The sequence below is a fragment of the Pseudomonas sp. BC42 genome, assembly GCF_021560055.1.
In the GTDB taxonomy this organism is placed as follows: domain Bacteria; phylum Pseudomonadota; class Gammaproteobacteria; order Pseudomonadales; family Pseudomonadaceae; genus Aquipseudomonas.
Genome location: NZ_CP091067.1, coordinates 5,220,810 through 5,241,967, shown reverse-complemented (window position 1 = coordinate 5,241,967; position 21,158 = coordinate 5,220,810). Strand labels below are relative to the sequence as shown.

The window sequence follows — 21,158 nt, the reverse complement described above, 5'->3', positions numbered from 1 at the left end:
GGCGGTTCCCGGTCAGGTGGCGCGCAGCCCTTTGGCGCGTGCTCAGCGGTTGTTGAAGTCCGGCGAGGACAACAGGAAGGTGTTCCATTCCTGGGGCGAGACGGCCTGCTCCAGGGCGTTGCGGGTGGCGCTGGAGAGGTGAGGCGCGATCGCCTGGTAATACATCGGGGTGGTGATCATCGGAAAACCCGGCCCCGGAACCGTGCTGCCCTCGGCGGTGAACAGCCGGTTGTTGCCCGAACCTATGGCCCGGGCGATTTCAAAGCGCTTGGCCATTTGCCCGGAGCTCGACCAGCCACTGGCCACCAGCGGCCAGCCGTCGGGGGTAATCCGGCCGAACACCGGCTGGCCCATCTGGTTCAGCCAGTTGAGCAGGGGCCGCGGGTTGGCCACAGGCTTGCCGTCATAGGTCAGGCGCAGCGCCGACACCACGAACTGCTGCGGGTCCTTGAATTTCTTGCCGGTCGATTGCAGTAACTCCGGCGACTGCATCAGCGTGCGCATGACCTGGGCGATGTCGCCGTCGCTGTCGCGGAAGGTCTTGGCCATGCGGGTCACCAGGGCCGCCGGCGGTTCGTCGGCGACGAAGTACTGGGCCAGCTTGCGCGAGATGAACTGGGCGCAGGCCGGTTGCAGGGTGATGAGGTCGATGGCCTGGGTGATCTCGTCGTAGCCGCTGCCCTTGATGGTGTGGCCGAGCAGGCGCTTGTCGCTGAAGTCATGGCGCCTGGGGTTGAACTGGAACAATCCCTGTTGCACCACCCGTGGCTGCAAGGACCGGGGCCAATGTTGTTCGCGACCGTCTCGGGGCGCCAATCCGGCTCCGGTCAGGATCAGTGCCAGTTGCTGCACGTCCTCCTGGCTGTAGCCGGCCGCCACGCCCAGGCTGTGCAGCTCCAGCAGCTCACGGGCGTAGTTTTCGTTGACCCGGCCCTTGGCGTTCTGGCTGTTGTCGAGGTATTCGAGCATCGCCGGGCTTTGCAGGGTGGCCAGCAGCAGGTCCTTGAACCGGCCCAGGGCATGGGGGCGAATCGCCTCGTTCACGTAGTCGGCGCTCAGCAGTCGCACCTGGCCCTTGCCCTGGAACAGGCTGAAGTGATTGAGCCAGAACAGCACCAACTGCTCCTTGAGCTGGTTGGGGCCATAGATGGCTTGCAGCAGCACTGCGGACTGGGTCTGCTCGGCGAGCTGGTTGGCCCGCTGGCGAAGGTCTTGCCTGGCCTGGTTGCGGGCATCGCCGTCGGGCATGGCCTTGAGCTGTTCCTGGCGCTGCTTGAACTCCTGCAGCAAGGCCGGGGTCGAGTCGTTCAGGGCCGGGTAGCTGCGCAGCAGGGCGTCGATTGCCGCTGGCAACGGCTCGCGCAGGCGATCCTGCAGTTGCGCCTCGAGCAATCCGTCGCGGCCCAGGTGGCGCAGGCGCTGGAGTTGTGCGGTGTCCAGATCGAAGCCGTCGCGCCTGAGCCAGGCAATGTCGGCGGCGCTGGGGGGCTGGGGCTCGGCGGCCTGGGCAAGGAGCGGCAGGAACACGGCCAGCGCGCTCCACAGGTACAGGCAACGATGCAGCGTATGAGGCCTTGGCATGGGGCGGTTTTCCGGATGGAGAGGGCAGCGGTGTAGCGTCGCAGTACGGCCTGGCTGGGTGCTACCTTCCAGGGTGGATCGCTCTAGATCAAGTGTTTCAACGCAGCCTTCGGGCGCTGGCCGTCGACCGTTCGTCCGACGGATGGAATTGGCAAGCACTAGTCACTGCGTCATGCTGTCGATGGATGTCGTAATGCCATTACTTCAAGGTTCGGCCGGTTTTCCGGGCGTCGTTATATCCCTGTGTGGGTGAGATAGGTTTCTGATGAGTGTGTTGATCCTGCCCGAGACGGCATATGCCCGATAAGGCGTTGGCCGAGGAGCAGCGCCTGGCTGCCCTGTATGCCCTGGAACTGCTGGATACCGCCCGTTGCGAGCGCTTCGACCGCATCTGCCGGCTGGCTGCCGAGTATTTCAAGGTGCCCACGGCGTTGATCACCCTGGTGGACCGTGATCGGCAATGGTTCAAGTCGCGGGTGGGGTTCGCGGTCGAACAGACCCCTATCGAGCAATCGTTCTGCGCTTACACCATCAGAACCGATGATGTGTTCGAGGTGGAAGACGCCCGCCAGGATGTGCGTTTTCACCGCAACCCCCTGGTGACTGATGATCCGGGCATCGGCTTTTATGCCGGCGCGCCGCTGATTACTTCCACCGGGCATGCGATTGGCAGTCTGTGCGTCATCGACAAAGAGCCCCAGCGCCTGAATGCCGCCGAGCGCCAGCAATTGCGCGACTTGGCATCGCTGGTGATGGAACAGGTCGAGCAGCGTCAGCGCCTGACCCGGCGCGACCCGGTGAGCTGCCTGCCCAACCGTGAACAGTTCCAGAGAGACCTGTACGACCTGGCGGACGAAAATCCGGGGGAAAGGCGCGTGCTGGTGCTGGTGGATGCGGTGGACATGACCGTGGCCCACGAGCTGACCCTGGCCATGGGCCTGGCGCCGTTCGAAACCATCGTGCGCTTCCTGGCCCAGCAACTGCTCGCCTACCTGGGGCGGCATGTGCGGGTGTACCACGTGTCTGTCAAGCGCTTCGGGTTCCTGCTGCCGGCGGCCCCCGGGATCGAGCGCTTTCTGGACGGGCTGGTGCGGCGTCTGCGCCGTCAGCCGCCGGGCCTGGAACTGCCGATGATTCCGGCGGTGTGCGCGGGCACGGTGGAATTTTCCACGGACCGCGACGCGGTGCCCGACGTGCTGCGCAAGGCGATGTTCGCCCTGGAGCTGGCGACCCTCAACCGCAGCACCTGGGCGCCCTACGATGTGGTGCGTGACCAGGCCTATCGGCGGGCCTTCAACCTCGCGTCGGACATCAGCGAAGCCCTGGACAGCGGACAGATCTACCTGATGTTCCAGCCGCGCTTCGCCCTGCCCGACGGTGCTCAGGTGAGCGCCGAGGCACTGATCCGCTGGGATCATCCGTGGCTGGGGCCGATTTCACCGGCGGAGTTCATTCCGGTCATGGAGCGCAATGCGCTGATCCACCGGGTGACCCACTGGGTGATCAATGCCGTGCTGGAGCGCCTGCACCGCTGGAGTTCCAGCGACGTGCAGCGTCTGTCGATCAACCTCTCGCCCCAGGATTTCGAGGATCAGGACATTGCCGATGTGCTGCGCGATGCCTGCCGGCGCCATCGCATCGACCCGCAGCGCCTGGAAGTGGAAATCACCGAAGGGGCCTGGCTGCGCTCCAATCCCAAGGTGCTGGATCAGCTGAGCAAGATTCGCGGCCTGGGCATGGATGTGGCCATCGACGACTTTGGCACCGGCTACAGCAACTTCGCCTACCTGCACCAGATTCCGGCCAATGTGGTGAAGCTCGACAAGTCCATGGTCACCGACCTTGAGAGCAGCGCCCAGCACCAGAAGATCACTCGCTCGGTGATCGCCCTGGCCCGGGAACTGGGCTACCGCACCGTGGCCGAGGGCATCGAGAGTTTCAAATGTCTGCAGATGCTGCGGGCCTTTGGTTGCGACGAGGCCCAGGGCTACTTCCTGGCCCGGCCCATGGCCCAGGAAAAGTTCCTCGCCCGCTGTGGCGCCCGGCGCTTTCCCTTGCAGCAGGGCTTCTAGCCACGCGGGACCCTCCTGCCGAGGTGGCCGCGCAACGGCGGCCCCCTCAGCGCTGGGCGGCCACCAGCAACATCATCGGTCGCTCGCGCTCTTCTTCCAGGGCGGGTTGCTCCAGCACTTGCTGGGCGCTCGGTCCCCATTCCTCGACGTGGCGAATGTTGAACCCGGTAGCGATCAGGGTGTTGAGCAGGGTGCCCAGGGTACGGTGCTGCTTGATCACCCCCTCGGCCAGCCAATGGGTGATCCGTTCGCCTTCCTGCTGATAGCTGTCCAGGGGCCAGGACTTGCGGCCCTGGTCATCCACCTGCCAGCCCGGATTGCGTGGAGCCATGAAGATCGGGTGCTCGATGGAGAACACCAGGCGCGCCCCGGGCACCAGGGCTGCGTAGACCTGGGCGAACAGGCCGCGCAGGTCCTTGATGTAATGCAGGGCCAGGGAGCTGTAGGCCAGGTCGAAGCTGCAGTTGGGCAGGCTCAGGTGTTCCAGGTCGGCCCGCTGATAATCGATATGGGGCGCCGAGGTGCTGGCGCGGGCAGTCGCCAGCATCTTTTCCGAAACGTCCAGGCCCAGCACCTGCTGGGCCCCTTGTTCGCTTGCCCATCGGCTGAACCAGCCATAACCGCAGCCCAGGTCCAGCACCTTGAGGCCTTTCATCGGTGGCAGCAGGGCTTGCAGGGCCGGCCATTCCGGCGCCGCATCCAGGCCGCCGACGGAGCGCCCTAGCTGGCTGTAGCCCTGAAAAAAAGTCGGGTCGTCGTAAATGTTCTGGGTCATGTCGCAGTTCCTTCAGGTTCGTGTGCAGCCCGTGATGTCGGGCGAATCATGCAAAAGAAGCGGCTGAGGGGCTTGTCCCTCGAAGGGCGCGACGCAGGTATCGTCGATGGCCGGGCAGGGGGGGCAGGGAAACAGGCCGGATATCATAGCCAATTTGCCAGGCCGGGCTATCGCCGGGTGCGTTATGCGTGCCGATCGTCGGGAGCACAAGCGCCGGCCAAGGCCAACTGAAGCGTCCCGATTGGCGGCCTGTACCCTGCGAGGATTCATGGGCAAAGCGAGAGTGATGGGCACGACCATCGAGGCGACCCGTTCGGCCGAGCCAGGTACAGGGCTGGGGCTTTGAGTCGTCAGGCTTGAAGCTTGGAAGAGAAGAGGTCGCCTGAGTTCAACGACGGGGAAACTACTTTGCGGATCTGCGCTGACTGGCAGATTGGGGAAGTGGAGCGGGTGAAGGGAATCGAACCCTCGTTATCAGCTTGGGAAGCTGGAGTAATGCCATTATACGACACCCGCTCGAACGGCTGACTTTGTACCAGATGTGGCCGCAGATTTGAAGTTTTTCTTTATCTGACCTGCGCTTGCGTGTCATCGCTGTTCGCCGCAGGTGGGCCATGCGCCAGGAAAAACAGGGTTTTTCAAGGGCGGCTGGCCCACCGGTGACGATGCACTGTCAGATCGCCCGTGCATGCTGATGCTGAACGCAGTGCGCGCGCGTTCGACCGTCGTACTGACCCGGCTTGAGGAATCCCAACAATGCCTGGCGGCTGTCGCGGCAGGCGGCCTTGTGTTCCATGTCGAGAAAGTGCCCGGTGGCCTGGATGGTGCTGAAGCTCGCTTGCTGCACATGGTCGGCGAACAGCTTGGCGTCGTTGGCCGAGGTGTACTCGTCCCACTCACCGTTGAGAAACAGCACCGGCACCTGGATGTTCTTCGCCGCTCGCAAGTAGCACTGCCGGTCGCCGTTGAGCACATGGCTGATGTGGAAGTGCATCTGCCCGTATTCGTGCTCCGCCAGGCTGCTGACGTGGCGGTAGTTGTAGCGCTTGAACAGCGAGGGCAGGTGCTTGCCGATGGTGTCGTTGACCAGGTGGCCGACGCGATGGCGGTCGAGGTTGCCGAGGTAATCGACACCGCGCTCCAGATAATCGCGCATCGGCTCGTTGATCACCGGCGAGAACGAGCTGATCACCGCCTTCTCGATGCGCCGTGGACGCTGGGCCAGAGCCTGCAAGGCGGCGGCGCCACCCCAGGAAAACGACAGCACATGCTCGGCGGCGAAGTGTTCGATCAACTCCAGGAGGATCTGCCCCTCCACTTCCTTGGTGAGCATCCGTTCGTGTTTGTTGTGGGCTTTGGAGCGGCCCGCGTAGGGCTGGTCGTAGAGCACCACGTTGAACTGCGGGTGCAGGTTCTTCACGGTCTGCGCAAAGGACGCAGTAGTGGCCATCGAGCCGTTGACCAGAATGATGGTCTTGTCTGCGGCATCTGCGCGATAGAACTCCGTGTAAACCCGATACTGACCCTGTATATCCAGCACAGCGATTTCTGGCCTCATGTCATAAGACTCCTGGCAAGCGGGTATGCGCGCATCACTGAGTGTGCACGGGCAATGTGACAGGTAGGCATACGCCTGGAATGGGAGCCCATGTCGATCCGGTAAGGCAGGTCGACGGGTGTTGTTATAGGTGGGCGATTTGCCGGGGGAAATGCAGAGCAGGCAGGGCTCAGGCCGGCAAAAGGTTTCTTAGATGTCTGTTCGTGACTCATCGGTCACATTTCGGCCGACGGAGTGATTCAAGCAGGGCAATCGGCAACCTGCAAGTCGATTGGACAAATTGTTCGACAGCTTCTGCCCAGCGGTCATCCGGGCAGGGGGGCACTTCAGATCAGGCGGATTTCGTCGGCGCTCAGGGGCCGGTATTCGCCAGGTGCCAGCCGTTCGTCCAGCAGCAGCGGCCCCATGCGTTCGCGATGCAGGCGCAGCACCTTGTTGTTGAAGTGGCCGAACATGCGTTTGACCTGGTGATAGCGCCCTTCGACGATGCTCAGCCGGGCGCTGCGCGGACCGAGGATCTGCAACTGCGCGGGCAGGGTGGTGAGGTCTTCGAAGGCAAAATACAGGCCCTCGGCGAAGGTCTGGATGTACTCGGGCCCAATCTCGTCTTCGGTTTCCACGTAGTAGAGCTTGGGCAGTTTGGTCTGCGGCTGGGTCAGGCGTCGCGACCACTGGCCGTCGTTGGTGATCAGCATCAGCCCGGTGGTGTTGTAGTCCAGGCGTCCGGCGATGTGCAGCTCCTGCGGGTGCGGCTCGTGGATCAGCTCCAGCACGGTCCGGTGCTCGGGATCGCGGGTGGCACTGACGCAACCCATGGGCTTGTGCAGCATGAAGTAGCGCGCCGGCTTGCCGGCCTGCAGCACCTCCTCATCCAGCTCCACCCGACTGAATTCGCTGACCTCGGCCCGGGGATCGCTGACCGGCTGACCGTCGATGCGGACGCGCCGCTGCACCAGCAGCAGGCGCACCTGTTGGCGGTTGAAGCGCGGCAGGTTGCTGAGGAAACGGTCAAGGCGCATGGCGGGAAATCGCTGGCAGTGGAAGGGGACGGGTTTCAGGAGCGGGGCAGGGTGCCGGCGCGCAGCTGCGCCTCGACCCCGGCGCAGCGTGGGCACAGGCAGGCACGGTCGCGCAGTTGGGGCGCCAGGGCCTCGATGATGGCCGGGTCGATGCTCACGCTGTAGCACCAGCAGGCTCGGTCCGCCGTGCGTGGGTCGGCCAGGGCGCAGTCGTTGCGGGCACCGCAGGCCGGGCAAAGGTCAGGTTCATTCATGGCTGGAGTGAGGCATTTCCACGCAGGTTCGATTACGTCCACTTTGCTTGGCGCGATACATCGCATGGTCGGCACGGGACAGCAGGCTGTGCAGGGTGTCTGCCGGTTGCAGGGCGGTCAAGCCGATACTGACGGTCAGTTGCAGGGGTTGCCCTTCATAGTAGTAGCGCTGCCGTTCGGTCAGCAGACGAATCTTTTCGGCGATCTGCAGGGCGGGCCCGCTCTCGGTGTCCTTGAGCAGGACGATGAATTCCTCGCCGCCCCAGCGACAGACGATATCGGACTGGCGCAGGCAGTCCTGCAGGTCCCGGGCGAAGCCGCTGAGCACCTGGTCCCCGGCCAGGTGGCCGTAGGTATCGTTGAGGCGCTTGAAGTGATCCAGGTCCAGCAGCAGGGCGCAGAGCGGCGTCAAGTCGCGTCGCGCCTCTTGCAGGGCCTGGGCCGCCAGCAGGTCGAAACCGCGGCGGTTGGGCAGACGGGTCAGGCTGTCGAGGGTGGCCTGGGTTTCGATCTTGCGCTGGTAGCGGCGCACCACGCCGCTGAGCAGGATCAGCACGATGGCGGTGATCACCAGGCAGATCAGCAGGTTAAGGTACAGCGACTGGCGGATGCCGTTGAGGGCGCCGTCTTCGCGCTTGTCGACGAACAGGTACCAGTTCAGTTCGGGAATGAAGCGCACATTGAGAAAATGCCCCTGGCCCTGGGTCGAGTATTCATAGCTGCCGCTGTGGGGCTTGGGCAGTTGGGCCATCAGTTCCTTGAGGCTTGCCAGATCATGCAGGGACTGGCCACTGCGGGCACCCTGGGGACCGCCATCGGCACCGGTCAGCACGATGCGCCCGAAGGTGTCGACGAAGTACACGCTGCGCTGGTAGCGCTGCTGGTACTTGTCGATCAGCTTGATCACCGCGTCCACCGTCAGGCCGACGCCAGCGGCGCCGATGAAGCGGTCCTGGTAGTCGTAGACCTTGTAGTTGATGAAGAAGGTCAGTTTGTCCTGATTGGCCAGGTCCGGGTCGACGTTGATTTCGTAGGGCGTCGCCATATTGCGCACGCGAAAGTACCAGGCGTCCCGGGGCTCATCGACCTTGATCTTCTTCAGCACGCCCTTGGCCTGGTAGTAGGTGAGGCTGGTGTTGGAGACGAAGAAGGCGGTGTAGGCGTCGTAGTGGGTCATGACCTCGTTGAGGTAGCGGGTCATCTGGCTGGGGTCGCGCTCGCCGGCCACCACCCAGTCACGCATGAAGGTGTCGCGGGCCATCATCGAGGAGATGAGCACCGGCCGTACCAGGTCCTTCTGGATTTCCGAATACACGGTGTCGGAAGTCAGCGGCAGTTCGGTGTTGACGATGTTGTCGCGGATCGAATCCCGCGAGGCGTAGTAGCTGAGCAGGGAGGTGGCGAGGAAGCCACTGCCCAGCAGGGTGATCAGGACCAGCACCAGCGAACGTTGCGAATACAGGGGAGAACGAAGCGGCATGGCGATTCCGTGATAGTGGCCCGATGACGCATTCTAGTGGCACGGCGGACAAATGACTTGTTCAACAGCGCACGGAATTGTCTGGGCATTGATACGTTGCAAACACTTCTTGCACCGCCGTCGGCCCAGGCCTTGAGACGCCATGGGCGGGGGCCTACCAGCGGTCGCATGACTTGTATCAATGTGTTGCCAGAATCGCACCAGAAGGCATTTTTGCGGTCAGATATTGCGTCAGTCAGCCTGTTGCTGATTGCCGCCTGCCAGCGTCGCTGGCGTGGCTTCTTCGCGGTCCAGGAGGCCGCCATGTATCGTCGACTTCTGCTTGTTGCATTACTGGGTTTGAGTCTTGGCGCGTGTGTCCCTTATTACGATGGAGGCTCAAGCTACTACAGCTCCGAGGTCTACAGTGCCCCGGCACCGGCCTATTACTACGGTGGCGGCGCTTCCTATTACTCGACCGGACGCAGCTACTACACCCCACGCTACTACCAGCCGGCGCCGCGTTATTACGCACCGGCTCCGCGTTACTACCAGGTCCCCCGGGCGGGCTACCGACCTTATCCCGCGCAGGGTTGGGGCGGGCATGAGCGCCACGGCAACTGGAACAACGACAACGGTGGCAATCAGGACTGGGGCGGTCACGGCGGGCGTGGCCGTGGCGACCATGGACGGGGTGGGCGCGGCCACTGATTGTACCGGGGCCTGGAGCCCGTAGCCGCCGGTGGTGGCTACGGGCTTTTTAGTAATCCGTCAGGTCCGCCAGGGGATGGCGACCTTCCCAGGCCTTGTGGAAGTGCGCTTCGACCACGGCCTCGGGCACCTGATTGATATCCGCCCAATGCCAGTGCGGTTGATGATCCTTGTCGATCAGGCGCGCACGCACGCCCTCGGCAAACTCCGGATGCCGGCAGCAGTTCAGGCTCAGGGTGTACTCCATCTGGAACACCTCGGCCAGCGACAGGTAGCGGGCGCGGCGGATCTGTTCCCAGACCAGGTGGGCCGTCAGCGGGCAGCCCTGGGCGAGGGTCTGGGCCGCGCGTTGGTAGAGGGCATCGTCGTGATGCTGCAACTGGCTGACGGCGCGCCAGGCGCAGGCCACGTCACTGACATCCAGCCATTCGTCGATCTGCGCCCGGCGCGGCAGCCACTGGGCGTCGGGCAGTTGCGCCAGGGCTTCGTGCTGCAAGGCCTTGAGCAGGCTGTTGAGCTGCCGCGGGGTCTGTTCCTGCCAGTTCAACTGCAGCAAGCCTTCGATCAGCGTTTCCTGTTGCTCATCCAGCAGGAAGCGGTCGGCGAGGCCCAGGTCCAGGGCATCGCGGCCATTCATATGGGCCCCGGTGAGCCCGAGAAACAGGCCGAGCTTGCCGGGCATCCGTGAAAGGAACCAGCTGGCGCCGACATCGGGATACAGGCCGATGCTGATTTCCGGCATCGCCAGGCGACTGCTGGGGGTGACGATGCGGATGCCGGCCCCTTGCAGCAAGCCCATGCCGCCGCCCAGTACATAGCCGTGGCCCCAGCAGATCACCGGCTTGGGGTAGGTGTGCAGGCGATAGTCGAGACGGTATTCCGCAGCGAAAAAATGCCCGGCCAAGGCCGGTACTTCACCCGGATGATCCAGGCACGCCTGGGCCAGGCTGCGCACTTCGCCACCGGCACAGAAGGCCTTGGCGCCGTTGCCGCGCAACAGCACGCAGACCACTTGCGGGTCCTTGGCCCAGGCGTCGAGGCGTTCGCTCAGTTGCTGGATCATCGGCAGCGACAGGGCGTTCAGGGATTTTTCCGCGTCCAGGGTGGCAATGGCGATGCGGGCGCCATCGCTGCCGGTGAGTTCTTCGACGTGCAGGTTCATCGTGACCTCGAGGAGCAATAGAAGCGATCAGTATGATCGCTGGTAGGGAAAGTGCCGGTTCCGTGTCAGATCAATTGACAAGCGAAGTCGGCTTTCCTAGGGTGCGGCCATTGTTTTTTCACGGGCCTGGCCATGACTGCTGACGATCGTATCAAACTCGAACCGAGCTGGAAGGAGGCCCTGCGTGCCGAATTCGAGCAGCCCTACATGAGCGAACTTCGCGAGTTCCTGCGCCGGGAACATGCCGCCGGCAAGGAAATCTACCCGCCGGGACCGATGATCTTCAACGCCCTGAACTCGACGCCGCTGGACAAGGTCAAGGTGGTGATTCTCGGCCAGGACCCGTACCACGGACCGGGCCAGGCCCACGGCCTGTGCTTCTCGGTGCAGCCCGGAGTGCCGGCGCCGCCGTCGCTGGTGAACATCTATAAAGAGCTCAAGCGCGACCTGAACATCGACATTCCCAACCACGGCTACCTGCAAAGCTGGGCCGACCAGGGCGTGCTGATGCTCAACACCACCATGACCGTGGAGCGGGCCAACGCCGCCTCCCACGCGGGCAAGGGCTGGCAGTTTTTCACCGATCGGATCATCGAGGTGGTCAGCGAGCATCAGCCGCATCTGGTGTTCCTGCTGTGGGGCGCCCATGCCCAGAGCAAGCAGAAACTGATCGACGCCACCAAGCACCTGGTGCTGACCTCGGTGCACCCGTCGCCGCTGTCGGCCTACCGTGGCTTCCTCGGTTGCGGGCACTTCAGCCGGACCAACAAGTACCTGGAGCAGAATGGCGAGACGCCGATCGAGTGGCGCCTGCCGCCGTTGTAAGGCCAATCCTGTAGCCGCTGCGCAGGCTGCGGCTACAGGGGGCCTTTGTTCCAGTGGCGGAACAGGGGCTCGGCGAGAAACAGCACGAACAACAACCTCATGACCTGCATCGCCGTCACCAGTGGCACCGACAGTTGCAGGACCTCCGCTGTCAGGCTCATCTCCGCAATGCCGCCGGGCATCATGCCCAGGGTCAGCGACCGCAGATCGAGGCGGGTCAACACACTCAGGCCCAGGGCCGCGAGGCCGGCCATCAGCATGGTCAGGGCGGTGCCGATCAGGGTGCGGCCCATGAACGAGGGCGCCCGACGGAAGAACTCTCGGTTGAAATGACAGCCCAGGCCACTGCCGATCAGCCACTGGCCGATCTGGCTGGCGCCGTCGGGCAGGCCGATGTGCAGGTCCCAGGCGATGCTCGCCGTCGCGCTGAGCAGCAAGGGCCCGAACAGCCAGGGATTGGGCTGGCGCAGGCGTTGCCAGAGCCAGGCCAGCAGCGCTCCAGCCGGAAACAGCAGGGCCAGCCACTGCCAGTCCACGCTGCTTGCCTGCAGGGACGGGGTGCCTTCCCCCAGCAGGTACTTGAACGCCGCCGGCACACAGAGCACCACCGTCAGCACCCGCAGGCTCTGCCCGGCCGCTACCCGACTGAGCACCGCACCGTTACGGGCGCCGAGATTGACCATCTCCCCGGAGCCGCCGGGCATGCTGGAGAAGAATGCCGTGGCCCGGTCTTCCCCGGTGCGTCGCAGCAACCAGACCCCAACCACGCTGGACAGGCTGGTGACCAGGGCACCGAAGAAGATCAGGCCGAAATGGCTCAGCACCTGCTCCATCACCTGCGGAGTGAAGTGCAGGCCGATGCCGATGCCCACCACCCATTGCCCGCCTTTGCGCCCGCCGGGGATCTCCGCCAACTGCCAGGGCGTCAGGCAGCGCACCAGGATGATCGCCAGCAGCGAGCCGACCATCCACGGCAGCGGCCAGCCGATCTGGCTGGCCAGGTAACCGCCAGCCAGACCCACCAGGGGCGTGCCCCACCATTGCCGGAAGCGGGCGTCAGACATCGGCCACGGCACGTTGCTGGGCCGCGCGCTTGCGCCAGATGCGCAGCAGCGGCATCAGCAGCATGATCACGGTCAGCACCCAGACCCCGACCGTGATCGGGCTCGACCAGAGAATCTCCATGGCGCCGTTGGAAATCGACAGCGCCCGGCGCAGGTTCTGTTCCATCAGTCCGCCGAGGATGAAGCCCAGCAGCACCGGCGACAACGGGAAGTCCAGCTTGCGCAGGATGTAGCCGAAGATGCCGATACCGACCATCAAAAACAGGTCGAAGGTGGTGGCGTGCACCGCGTAGACGCCGATCCCGGTAATGATCGCGATCACCGGCACCAGGGCCCAGTTCGGCACCGCGAGGATACGGGTGAAGAGGCGGATCATCGGGATGTTGAGGATCACCAGCATGATGTTGGCGATGAACAACGAGGCGATCAGGCCCCAGACGATGTCTGGTTGCTGCTGGAACAGCAGCGGACCGGGGGTGATGTTGTACAGCGACAGGGCGCCGATCATCACCGCGGTGGTGCCGGAGCCGGGTACGCCGAGGGTCAGCATCGGCACCAGGGCGCCGCAGGCCGAGGCGCCGATGGCGGTTTCCGGGGCGGCCAGGCCACGCTTGTCGCCTTCGCCGAAGGTGCCGCTGGCACCGGCGATGCGCTTCTCGGTCATGTAGGCCACGGCGCTGGCCAGGGTCGCGCCGGCGCCGGGCAGCACTCCCATGATGAAGCCCAGCAGGCCGCAGCGGATGTTCACCGCGAACACCGAGGCCGCTTCCTTGATGTTGAACATCATGCGCCCGGTGGCTTTTACCGCTTCCTGGCCGCGATGGGTCTTCTCCAGCAGCAACAGGATCTCGCTGATGGAGAACAGGCCCAGCACCAGCACCACGAACTGGATGCCGTCGGTGAGGTGGATGTTGTCCCCGGTGAAGCGGTACACGCCGCTGTTGGCGTCGATGCCGACCGCCGACAGGAACAGCCCGATCAGCGCGGCGATGAAGGTCTTCAACGGCCGGTCGCCGGCCATCCCGCCCAGGCAGACGATGGCGAATACCATCAGCACGAAGTACTCCGCCGGGCCGAAGGCGATCGCCCACTTGGCCAGCAGCGGGGCGAACAGCACCATGCCGCAGGTGGCGATGAAGGCGCCGATGAACGAGCTCCAGGCCGACAGCGACAGGGCCACGCCCGCCAGGCCCTTGCGCGCCATGGGGTAGCCGTCGAGGGTGGTCATCACGGTGGAGGCTTCACCGGGAATGTTCAGCAGGATCGAGCTGATGCGGCCGCCGTATTCGCAGCCCAGGTAGACCGCCGCCAGCAGGATCAGCGCCGATTCCGGCGGCAGGCCCAGGGCGAAGGCGATGGGGATCAGCAGCGCCACGCCGTTGATCGGGCCCAGGCCCGGCAGCAGCCCGACCACGGTGCCGATCAGGGTGCCGGACAGGGCGGTGACCAGGTTGTAGGGGGTCAGTGCAACGCCGAAGCCCTGGCCCAGGTAACTGAGGGTATCCATATCAATTCTCCAGAACGTCGAGCAGGCCGAGGGGCAGAGGCACGTCCATGACCCGGTCGAACAGCCAGTAGAGGCCGACACTGAGCAGGCTGATGATGATCAGGCTGGGCAGCCAGCGGCCGCCGTAAAGCCGGGCCATGGGTACACCGATGAGGATGCTGGCGACGATGAACCCCAGGGGTTCGAAGGTGCCGGCGAACACCAGCAGCAAGGCCACGCAGATCGTGATCTTGTTCAGGGTGGCCCGGTCCAGGGGCGGTTCGTCTTCGCTGTGCTTGATCGGCGTCGGGCGCACCAGCATGTACAGCAAGGCCAGGCCCATCAGGCCGAGCATCAGCAGAGGGAAGGCCCGCGGGCCCACGGGTTCGTAGGAAAAGGCCGCCTGGTACGGCCAGGCCATCAGTGCCAGAGCGGCACAGGCCAGCAGCAACACCGCGGCGAAGAGACGTTGAACGAGCATGGTTAACTCCCGGGCGCGGCCCCCGATGCGCGAGGGCCGGGCCGTCAGCAAGGGACGGTCACTGGATCAGGCCGAACTCTTTGGCCAGGGTCTTGTAGTCGGCCACCTGCTTTTTCACGTAGGTGTCCAGCTCGGGGCCGGTCAGGGCGAAGGGGAACAGCTCGCGCTGATCACGCAGCTTGGCGAACTCTTCGGAGGCCAGCAGCTTGTCGAAGGCGTTTTTCCACCAGGCGTACTCCTCGTCGGTGACCTTCGGCCCGAGGTAGAAACCGCGTACCACCGGCCAGACGATGTCGTAGCCCTGTTCCTTGGCGGTGGGGATGTCTTTCATTTCCGGCTCGTCCAGACGCTGTTCGGAGAACACCGCCAGCAGGCGCATGTCGCCGGCCTGGATATGCGGCATGGAGTCGGAAATGTCGGTGCTGCCCACCTGGATGTGCCCACCCAGCAGGGCGGTGGCGATTTCACCGCCGCCTTCCAGGGCGACGTAGCGCAGGTCCCGGGGGTTGATCCCGGCGGCCTTGGCGATCAGCGCGGTCTGCATCCAGTCCTGACTGCCCACGGTGCCGCCGGAACCTATCACCACCTTGCTTGGATCTTTCTTAAGAGCCTGGACCAGATCGTCGAGGGTCTTGTAGGGCGAGTCGCTTTTCACCGCGATAGCGCCGTAGCTGGTGCCGACCGCCGCCAGCCAGCGCACCGCGCTTTCATCGAAACGGCCGAACTTGCCCTGGGCCAGGTTCAGCAGCGAGCCGCTGGACCAGGCCACCAGGGTCCCGGCGTCGGCCGGGCGCTGGGCCACCACCGCGTTGTAGGCCACGGCACCGACTCCGCCGGGCATGTAGGTCACGCGCATCGGCTTGGTCAGAATCTTCTCGTTGACCAGCGCGCTTTGCGCCAGCTTGCAGGTCAGGTCGAAGCCGCCGCCCGGGGAGGCCGGGGCGATGCATTCCGGGCGCTTGGGCTCGGCGGATGCGGCCAGCAACTGGCCGGCGAACAGCATGCAGCCGGCGGTGAGGGCAAGGTTGCGCAGTGAAAAGTCCATGATTGTCTCCACAGGAGTTGTTGTTATCGGTCTGTCCGGGTCATCCCCGACCCTTGTTCCGCAGCGGCCGGCTGACCGGCGAAGGAGCCCTTGAGCCGGGTGTCGGGCTGGCGGGCCTCTTCGCTGGCAAGCCAGCGCCTACAAAACGCTGAAACGGTGAGATACGAGGCGTGCGCGCGGGCTTACCACAGGGCTACGGCGTAACTCACCAGCAGGCGCACTTCATCGGCGTCGCGAGCCGAATAGTTGGAGCGGTAGGTGGCGTTGCGCAGGCGCACCGCAACGTCCTTGAAGGTGCCGCTTTGCACCACGTACTTGATCTCGGTGTTGCGCTCCCACTCCTTGCCGGTGTCGCCGTTTTTCAGGGCGATGTTGTCGCCGCTGATGTAGCGGGTCATGAAACTCAGGCCGGGCACCCCGAGCTTGGCGAAGTCGTAGTCGTAGCGGGCCTGCCAGGAACGCTCCTCGGCACCGGCGAAATCGTTGATCTGCACGAAGTTCACCAGGTACGGGTCGCTGCCATCGACATAGGGGAAGGCGCTGTCGCCGGACATGTGCTGATAGCCGGCGCTGAGTTTGTGGCCGTTGAGGGCGTAGCTCAACAGGCCGTTGAGGGACCTGTTGTCGATCTTGCCGCCCCGGGCCTGGCCCTGGTCGTCGCTGATGGCCAGGCGCAGGTCGCTGGCGAAGGTGCCAGGCCCCAGGGGGCGGGACGCGACCAGGCCGAGGAAGTGCTGGTTGTAGACGTCGTCCAGTTGGGCGAAGTGATAGCTGCCGGTGATCTTGTCGGTGAACTTGTAGTCCAGGCCGCCGAAGTTGAAGTGCTTGCCGGCCACGGTGCCGGCGAAGCGGCTGTTCTTGTTGTTGAGGCGGATGTCCTCGTAGTTGCTGTCGTCGCGGTCCTTGGCCTTGTCCAGGCGGCCGCCGGTGAAGGTCAGGTTCTTGATCTCCTTGGAGGTCAGCAAGCCGCCTTCGAAGGTCTGCGGCAGAATGCGCCCGTCGTTGGGCTTGAGGATCGGCAACTCGGGAATCAGGCTGCCGATTTTCAGTTCGGTGGCGGAGATCTTCACTTTGCCGGTCAGGCCGAGCTTGGAGTACTGGTCGGCGGCGCGTCCGTCATCGTGGGTCGGCAGCAGGCCGGTGCCGGTGCGGTCGGGGCTGGAGTCGAGCTTGACCCCCAGCATGCCCAGGGCGTCGACGCCGAAGCCCACCGTGCCTTCGGTGTAGCCCGACTGCAGGTTGAGCATGAAGCCCTGGGCCCATTCGTCGCGCTTGGACTGCTGGGCGCTGGTGCCATCGCGAAAGTCGCGGTTGAAGTACATGTTGCGGGTTTCGAAGGTGGCGCTGCTGTCTTCGAAGAAGGCGGCTTGGCTGAAGGGCGCGACACCGGCGAGGGCCGCGGCGCTGGCCAGGGCGGTCGGGGTCAGACGGGAAAAAAACACAGGTGTGACGGCGTGAGGGCGCGTGGACGGCATCCAGGGGTACTCCGTTATTGTTCTTATTGTCGACGAAAACGCTTCGAGGCGTTTTGCGTGTCAGCGGTCGTTGAGACCAGGGCAGTCGAGACTGTCCGTAACGGGACTCTAAAGGGCCAACCTTTCGCTAACCTTTCAGTGCATTTTCCCGGTTTTCGGGCTTCACAGCGGCGGATGCGGCGGTACACTCCGCGCCAAAGAGCGGCGTCGATCCCCCCTGAAACGAGGTAATCATCCATGCGAGTCCTGCTCGTCGAAGACCATCTGCAACTGGCCGAAAGTGTCGCCCAGGCGCTCAAGAGCACCGGCCTGACCGTGGATGTGCTGCACGATGGCGTGGCCGCCGACCTGGCCCTGGGCAGCGAGGAGTACGCTGTGGCGATCCTCGATGTCGGCCTGCCGCGCATGGACGGTTTCGAGGTACTGGCGCGCTTGCGTGCCCGGGGCAAGAACCTGCCGGTGCTGATGCTCACTGCCCGCAGCGACGTCAAGGACCGGGTTCACGGTCTGAACCTGGGAGCCGACGATTACCTGGCCAAGCCGTTCGAATTGACCGAGCTGGAAGCCCGGGTCAAGGCCCTGTTGCGCCGCAGCGTGCTGGGCGGCGAACGCCAGCAGCGCTGCGGGGTGCTGGCCTATGACCTGGACACCCGACGCTTCACCCTGGGCGAGGAACTGCTGACCCTGACGTCCCGCGAGCAGGCCGTGCTGGAGGCATTGATTGCCCGTCCTGGCCGGGTGATGAGCAAGGAGCAGCTGGCGTCCCAGGTGTTCGGTCTGGACGAGGAAGCCAGCCCGGACGCCATCGAGATCTATGTCCATCGCCTGCGCAAGAAGCTCGATGGCCAGGCGGTGGCGATCGTCACCTTCCGCGGCCTGGGCTACTTGCTGGAAAGTCGCGATGCATAAGCCCAGCAGCCTGCGCTGGCGGTTGCTGTGGAACCTGGCACTGCTGCTGGTGGTGCTGATGCTGGCCAGCGGCTTGAGTGCCTACTGGAACGGCCGCGAGGCCGCCGACACCGCCTATGACCGGACCCTGCTGGCCTCGGCGCGGACCATCGCCGCCGGCCTGTCCCAGCGTGACGGCAGCCTGAGCGCCAATGTGCCCTATGTGGCCCTGGACACCTTTGCCTACGACAGTGCCGGACGCATCTACTACCAGGTCAACGACATTCACCAGCAACTGATTTCCGGCTACGAAAACCTCCCCGGTCCGCCGCCGGGCACCCCGCGTACCGATGACTACCCGGCCCTGGCGCGCTTCTATGACGCCACTTACCAGGGGCAGAACGTGCGGGTGGTGAGCCTGCTCAAGGCGGTCAGCGAGCCGAACATGAATGGCATGGCGGAAATCCGCGTGGCCGAGACCGACGAAGCGCGGGTCGCCATGGCCCGCAGCCTGATGGCCGATACCTTGCTGCGCCTGGGCATGCTGGCCATCGGGGCGTTGCTGCTGGTGTGGTTTGCGGTGAGTGCCGCGCTGCGGCCACTGGAGCGTTTGCGCGGTGCGGTGGAGGAGCGTCAGCCCGATGACTTGCGGCCACTGCCGCTGGTGTCGGTGCAGCGCGAGTTGTGGCCCCTGGTGCGGGCCTTGAATCATTTCACCGAACGCCTGCGCGGTCAGTTCGAGCGCCAGGCGCAGTTCATTGCCGAGGCCGCCCATGAGTTGCGCACGCCCCTGGCGGCACTCAAGGCCCGCCTGGAACTGGGCCTGCGCTCCGATGAACCGCAGACCTGGCGTTCGACCCTGGACAGCGCGGCCCAGGGCACCGATCGCCTGACTCACCTGGCCAATCAACTGCTGTCCCTGGCTCGGGTGGAAAACGGCGCCCGGGCCATTGCCGAAGGCGGTGCGCAGTTGCTCGATCTGAGCCAGCTGGCTCGGGAACTGGGCATGGCCATGGCGCCCCTGGCCCATGCCCGGGGCGTGGCCCTGGCGCTGGAGGCCGATGAGCCGGTGTGGCTCAAGGGCGAGCCGACCTTGCTCAACGAGTTGCTGAGCAACCTGGTGGACAACGCCCTGGCCCACACGCCACCGGGCGGCAATGTGGTGCTGCGGGTCTTTGCGCCGGGCGTGCTGGAGGTGGAGGACGATGGGCCGGGGATTCCCCAGGAGGATCGGGACCGGGTCTTCGAGCGTTTCTATCGACGCAATCAGCAGGTGGCCGGTTCGGGATTGGGCTTGGCGATCGTGGGGGAAATCTGTCGCGCCCATCTGGCCCAGATCAGCCTGCATGACGGCGAGCCTTCGGGGCTGAAGGTGCGGGTGAGCTTCATCGCCGGATGAGCATCAGTAGAGCATTGAGCGGGATGCTTGCAGGTCGTTGCACACGGCCTGGTTTTCCGGGTCGATCCCCAGCTTCTTGAAGGCCGGCACGCTGAAGGCGTCGATCCGCGAGAGTGGGTGATCAGTGTCCTTGTGGCAGTACAGGGTCGCCACCTGCACCAGATCGACGTAGTCGATCCCGGCGCTCTGGCGGTCGAAGTGCAGGTACTGCCCGGGGATTGCCACCAGTTGCTCGGGGAACTCCCAGACCCGCAGCAGCTTGTCTCCCAGCAACGGGTGGATACGCTCGATCACGTGGTTGAGGCTGACCGGGTCGGACAGCAGTTCGTAATGGTCTTCGGCGTAGGTCAGGATCGGCAGTACGCCGATCTGGTGCACCAGTCCGCCCAGGGCCGCCTGGTCGGGCTTGAGCTGTGTGTAGCTGCGACACAGGGCGTAGCTGACCCCGGCCACTTCCAGGCTGCGGCGCCAGACGTCGTGCATCTTTTGAGCAACCACTTCGGAGCGGGCGTTGAAGATCTGCTCCATCACCAGGCCGATGGCCAGGTTGCTGCTGTAGTTGACCCCCAGGCGGGTGATCGCGGTGTGCAGGTCGGTGACTTCCTGGGTCGCCCGCAGCAGGGGACTGTTGACCACCTTGATCAGTCGCGCCGACAACGCGGTGTCGCGGCCTATCACTTTGCTCAGGGTACTGACGCTGATTTCCGGGTCTTCGGCGGCCTGGCGAATCTGCATGGCCACCTCCGGCAGGGTTGGCAGGACCAGGTCATCGTTGTCGATGGCCTCCACCAAATCCCGTTGGACCTTTTGCGCCAGCTCAGTCATTTCAGTTCTCTAGGGTGTTGCAGGGAAGGGGTGTCGATCAGCGCTGGATTTCGCGATCGCGGTCCAGCTCGTATGGCAGATCCAGCAAGTGCAGACCGGGTCCTTCGAGTGTCCCCAGGTGCAGGTTGCCGTCTTCCACCGCCTCGGCCTGCAATACGGCCAGCAGTTCCACCTGATCGGTCGCCTGGGCGGCCAGCACCACTTCACCGATGGCGCTGCCGTGGGTGGGGGAGAACAGCGGGGTGCCCGGGACGGGAAGCTCGCCTGCGGGCAGGGCGAGGCGGTAGAGGCGGCGCTTGAGCTTGCCCAGGTACTGCATGCGGGCGACGATTTCCTGGCCGGTGTAGCAGCCCTTCTTGAAGCTGACGCCACCCACGGCCTGCAGGTTGAGCATCTGTGGAATGAACAGCTCGCGGGTCTGTGCCATGACCTGGCCGAGGCCGGCGCGGATCTGGCCCAGCAGCCACTGGTTGAGCTCGCCCTCGGGCAGTTGCGCGGCCAATTGCCGGGCCCGGTGCTCAGCCTGTTCAGCCGGGACCCAGAGTTCGGCGCGGTCGCTGGACACGCGTATGGCCATCAGGTCCTCGGTCCGGACCACGGCGCCGTCTTCCTGGGGCAGTGCGAGGCCCAGGCCGCCGAGGGTGGCGTCGCCGCCAGCAAGGCCGAAACGCACCCAGCTGGCGCTTTCGTCGCTGAGCGTGGCCTTGGAGAACACGGCGTACTTCTTCAGGTCCGCCAGTTGCGGTTCGAGCAGTTCACGGGCCATGGCCAGCAGGCAACCGTCCCCTTGCAGAAGGATGCGGAAACTCGACTGCATGCGACCTTTCTGGTTGCAGCGCGCGCCGAGGCTGGATTGGCTGTCGCTGAGGTAATTGAGGTTGCAGGTCAACTGACCCTGAAGGAATTTGCTGGCATCAGGGCCGCGGACGGCGAGGACGCCTTCGTGGGACAGGGGGCAGAAAAAAGCGGAGTCAGCCATGGTTCATCGCAGGGTAAAAAGTCTGGGGCACATCATAAGGGGGCGCCCCTGAAATGGATAGTTCACAAAGGATAGCCGGTGACCGACCAAAGCCGACTGT

19 protein-coding genes and 1 tRNA gene are annotated in these 21,158 nt (G+C 64.5%); 5 read left to right on the top strand and 15 right to left on the bottom strand.

The window, feature by feature from the left end; genetic code table 11:
• Positions 1–42: 42 nt before the first annotated feature.
• A complete protein-coding gene (locus L1O02_RS23605) occupies positions 43–1,581 on the bottom strand; it encodes a DUF1800 domain-containing protein (RefSeq protein ID WP_235758819.1) in 1,539 nt (512 codons plus the stop codon).
• Between the two features lie 296 nt (positions 1,582–1,877).
• On the opposite strand from L1O02_RS23605, the gene L1O02_RS23600 reads away from it, so the two are divergent.
• Complete coding sequence (locus L1O02_RS23600; RefSeq protein WP_060837975.1) at positions 1,878–3,653, top strand: EAL domain-containing protein; 1,776 nt, start codon at positions 1,878–1,880, stop codon at positions 3,651–3,653.
• A gap of 46 nt (positions 3,654–3,699) precedes the next feature.
• Here the strand turns inward: L1O02_RS23600 and L1O02_RS23595 are convergent, their stop codons facing one another.
• The 6 genes from L1O02_RS23595 to L1O02_RS23570 all read right to left on the bottom strand — a co-directional run bounded on the left by L1O02_RS23595 (position 3,700) and on the right by L1O02_RS23570 (position 8,739).
• The gene (locus tag L1O02_RS23595; RefSeq protein ID WP_235758817.1) at positions 3,700–4,428 is read right to left on the bottom strand and encodes a class I SAM-dependent methyltransferase; all 729 of its coding nucleotides are present in this window, start codon (positions 4,426–4,428) and stop codon (positions 3,700–3,702) included.
• 442 nt (positions 4,429–4,870) lie between these two features.
• A tRNA-Gly gene (locus tag L1O02_RS23590) sits at positions 4,871–4,944 on the bottom strand.
• 157 nt (positions 4,945–5,101) lie between these two features.
• A complete protein-coding gene (locus tag L1O02_RS23585; RefSeq protein WP_060837977.1) occupies positions 5,102–5,986 on the bottom strand; it encodes an alpha/beta hydrolase in 885 nt (294 codons plus the stop codon).
• A gap of 326 nt (positions 5,987–6,312) precedes the next feature.
• On the bottom strand, positions 6,313–7,005 hold the full coding sequence (locus L1O02_RS23580) for a pseudouridine synthase (protein ID WP_108544664.1): 693 nt from the start codon (positions 7,003–7,005) through the stop codon (positions 6,313–6,315).
• A 35-nt stretch (positions 7,006–7,040) separates the two neighbouring features.
• Entirely contained in the window at positions 7,041–7,259 is a 219-nt protein-coding gene (locus L1O02_RS23575; protein WP_060842727.1) for a cysteine-rich CWC family protein, read from the bottom strand.
• On the bottom strand, positions 7,252–8,739 hold the full coding sequence (locus L1O02_RS23570; protein ID WP_060837980.1) for a sensor domain-containing diguanylate cyclase: 1,488 nt from the start codon (positions 8,737–8,739) through the stop codon (positions 7,252–7,254). The genes L1O02_RS23575 and L1O02_RS23570 overlap by 8 nt, the downstream gene beginning before the upstream one ends.
• Before the next feature lie 303 nt (positions 8,740–9,042).
• Between L1O02_RS23570 and L1O02_RS23565 the strand changes: the two genes are divergently transcribed.
• Positions 9,043–9,429 (top strand): hypothetical protein, encoded by a 387-nt coding sequence (locus L1O02_RS23565; RefSeq protein ID WP_082729322.1) that lies wholly within the window; start codon positions 9,043–9,045, stop codon positions 9,427–9,429.
• 49 nt (positions 9,430–9,478) lie between these two features.
• Here L1O02_RS23565 and L1O02_RS23560 read toward each other — a convergent pair whose 3' ends face one another.
• Positions 9,479–10,591, bottom strand: a complete 1,113-nt coding sequence (locus L1O02_RS23560) for an enoyl-CoA hydratase/isomerase family protein (RefSeq protein ID WP_235758815.1) — start codon at positions 10,589–10,591, stop codon at positions 9,479–9,481.
• A gap of 132 nt (positions 10,592–10,723) precedes the next feature.
• Here L1O02_RS23560 and ung point away from each other — a divergent pair, with 132 nt between their 5' ends.
• Positions 10,724–11,416, top strand: coding sequence for a uracil-DNA glycosylase (gene ung / locus L1O02_RS23555; RefSeq protein WP_060837982.1), 693 nt, complete (start codon positions 10,724–10,726; stop codon positions 11,414–11,416).
• A gap of 32 nt (positions 11,417–11,448) precedes the next feature.
• Here ung and L1O02_RS23550 read toward each other — a convergent pair whose 3' ends face one another.
• The 5 genes from L1O02_RS23550 to L1O02_RS23530 form a co-directional block, all read right to left on the bottom strand.
• Positions 11,449–12,480, bottom strand: coding sequence for an AbrB family transcriptional regulator (locus L1O02_RS23550; protein ID WP_060837983.1), 1,032 nt, complete (start codon positions 12,478–12,480; stop codon positions 11,449–11,451).
• The gene (locus tag L1O02_RS23545) at positions 12,473–13,987 is read right to left on the bottom strand and encodes a tripartite tricarboxylate transporter permease (protein WP_060837984.1); all 1,515 of its coding nucleotides are present in this window, start codon (positions 13,985–13,987) and stop codon (positions 12,473–12,475) included. Before L1O02_RS23545 ends, L1O02_RS23550 begins: the two co-directional genes overlap by 8 nt.
• Before the next feature lies 1 nt (position 13,988).
• Positions 13,989–14,447 carry a tripartite tricarboxylate transporter TctB family protein gene (locus L1O02_RS23540; protein WP_060837985.1) on the bottom strand — a complete coding sequence of 153 codons (459 nt, stop codon included), beginning with the start codon at positions 14,445–14,447 and terminating at the stop codon, positions 13,989–13,991.
• Positions 14,448–14,505: 58 nt separating this feature from the next.
• Entirely contained in the window at positions 14,506–15,492 is a 987-nt protein-coding gene (locus L1O02_RS23535; RefSeq protein WP_060837986.1) for a tripartite tricarboxylate transporter substrate binding protein, read from the bottom strand.
• Positions 15,493–15,674: 182 nt separating this feature from the next.
• Positions 15,675–16,967 carry an OprD family porin gene (locus tag L1O02_RS23530; RefSeq protein ID WP_108544670.1) on the bottom strand — a complete coding sequence of 431 codons (1,293 nt, stop codon included), beginning with the start codon at positions 16,965–16,967 and terminating at the stop codon, positions 15,675–15,677.
• 237 nt (positions 16,968–17,204) lie between these two features.
• On the opposite strand from L1O02_RS23530, the gene L1O02_RS23525 reads away from it, so the two are divergent.
• Together L1O02_RS23525 and L1O02_RS23520 are read left to right on the top strand one after the other, a co-directional pair.
• A complete protein-coding gene (locus L1O02_RS23525; protein WP_060837988.1) occupies positions 17,205–17,876 on the top strand; it encodes a response regulator in 672 nt (223 codons plus the stop codon).
• Entirely contained in the window at positions 17,869–19,254 is a 1,386-nt protein-coding gene (locus L1O02_RS23520; RefSeq protein ID WP_060837989.1) for a sensor histidine kinase, read from the top strand. The genes L1O02_RS23525 and L1O02_RS23520 overlap by 8 nt, the downstream gene beginning before the upstream one ends.
• A 3-nt stretch (positions 19,255–19,257) precedes the next feature.
• Here L1O02_RS23520 and L1O02_RS23515 read toward each other — a convergent pair whose 3' ends face one another.
• The gene (locus L1O02_RS23515) at positions 19,258–20,079 is read right to left on the bottom strand and encodes an HDOD domain-containing protein (protein WP_060842730.1); all 822 of its coding nucleotides are present in this window, start codon (positions 20,077–20,079) and stop codon (positions 19,258–19,260) included.
• A 37-nt stretch (positions 20,080–20,116) separates the two neighbouring features.
• Positions 20,117–21,058, bottom strand: a complete 942-nt coding sequence (locus L1O02_RS23510; protein WP_235758812.1) for a folate-binding protein YgfZ — start codon at positions 21,056–21,058, stop codon at positions 20,117–20,119.
• Between the last annotated feature and the right edge of the window lie 100 nt (positions 21,059–21,158).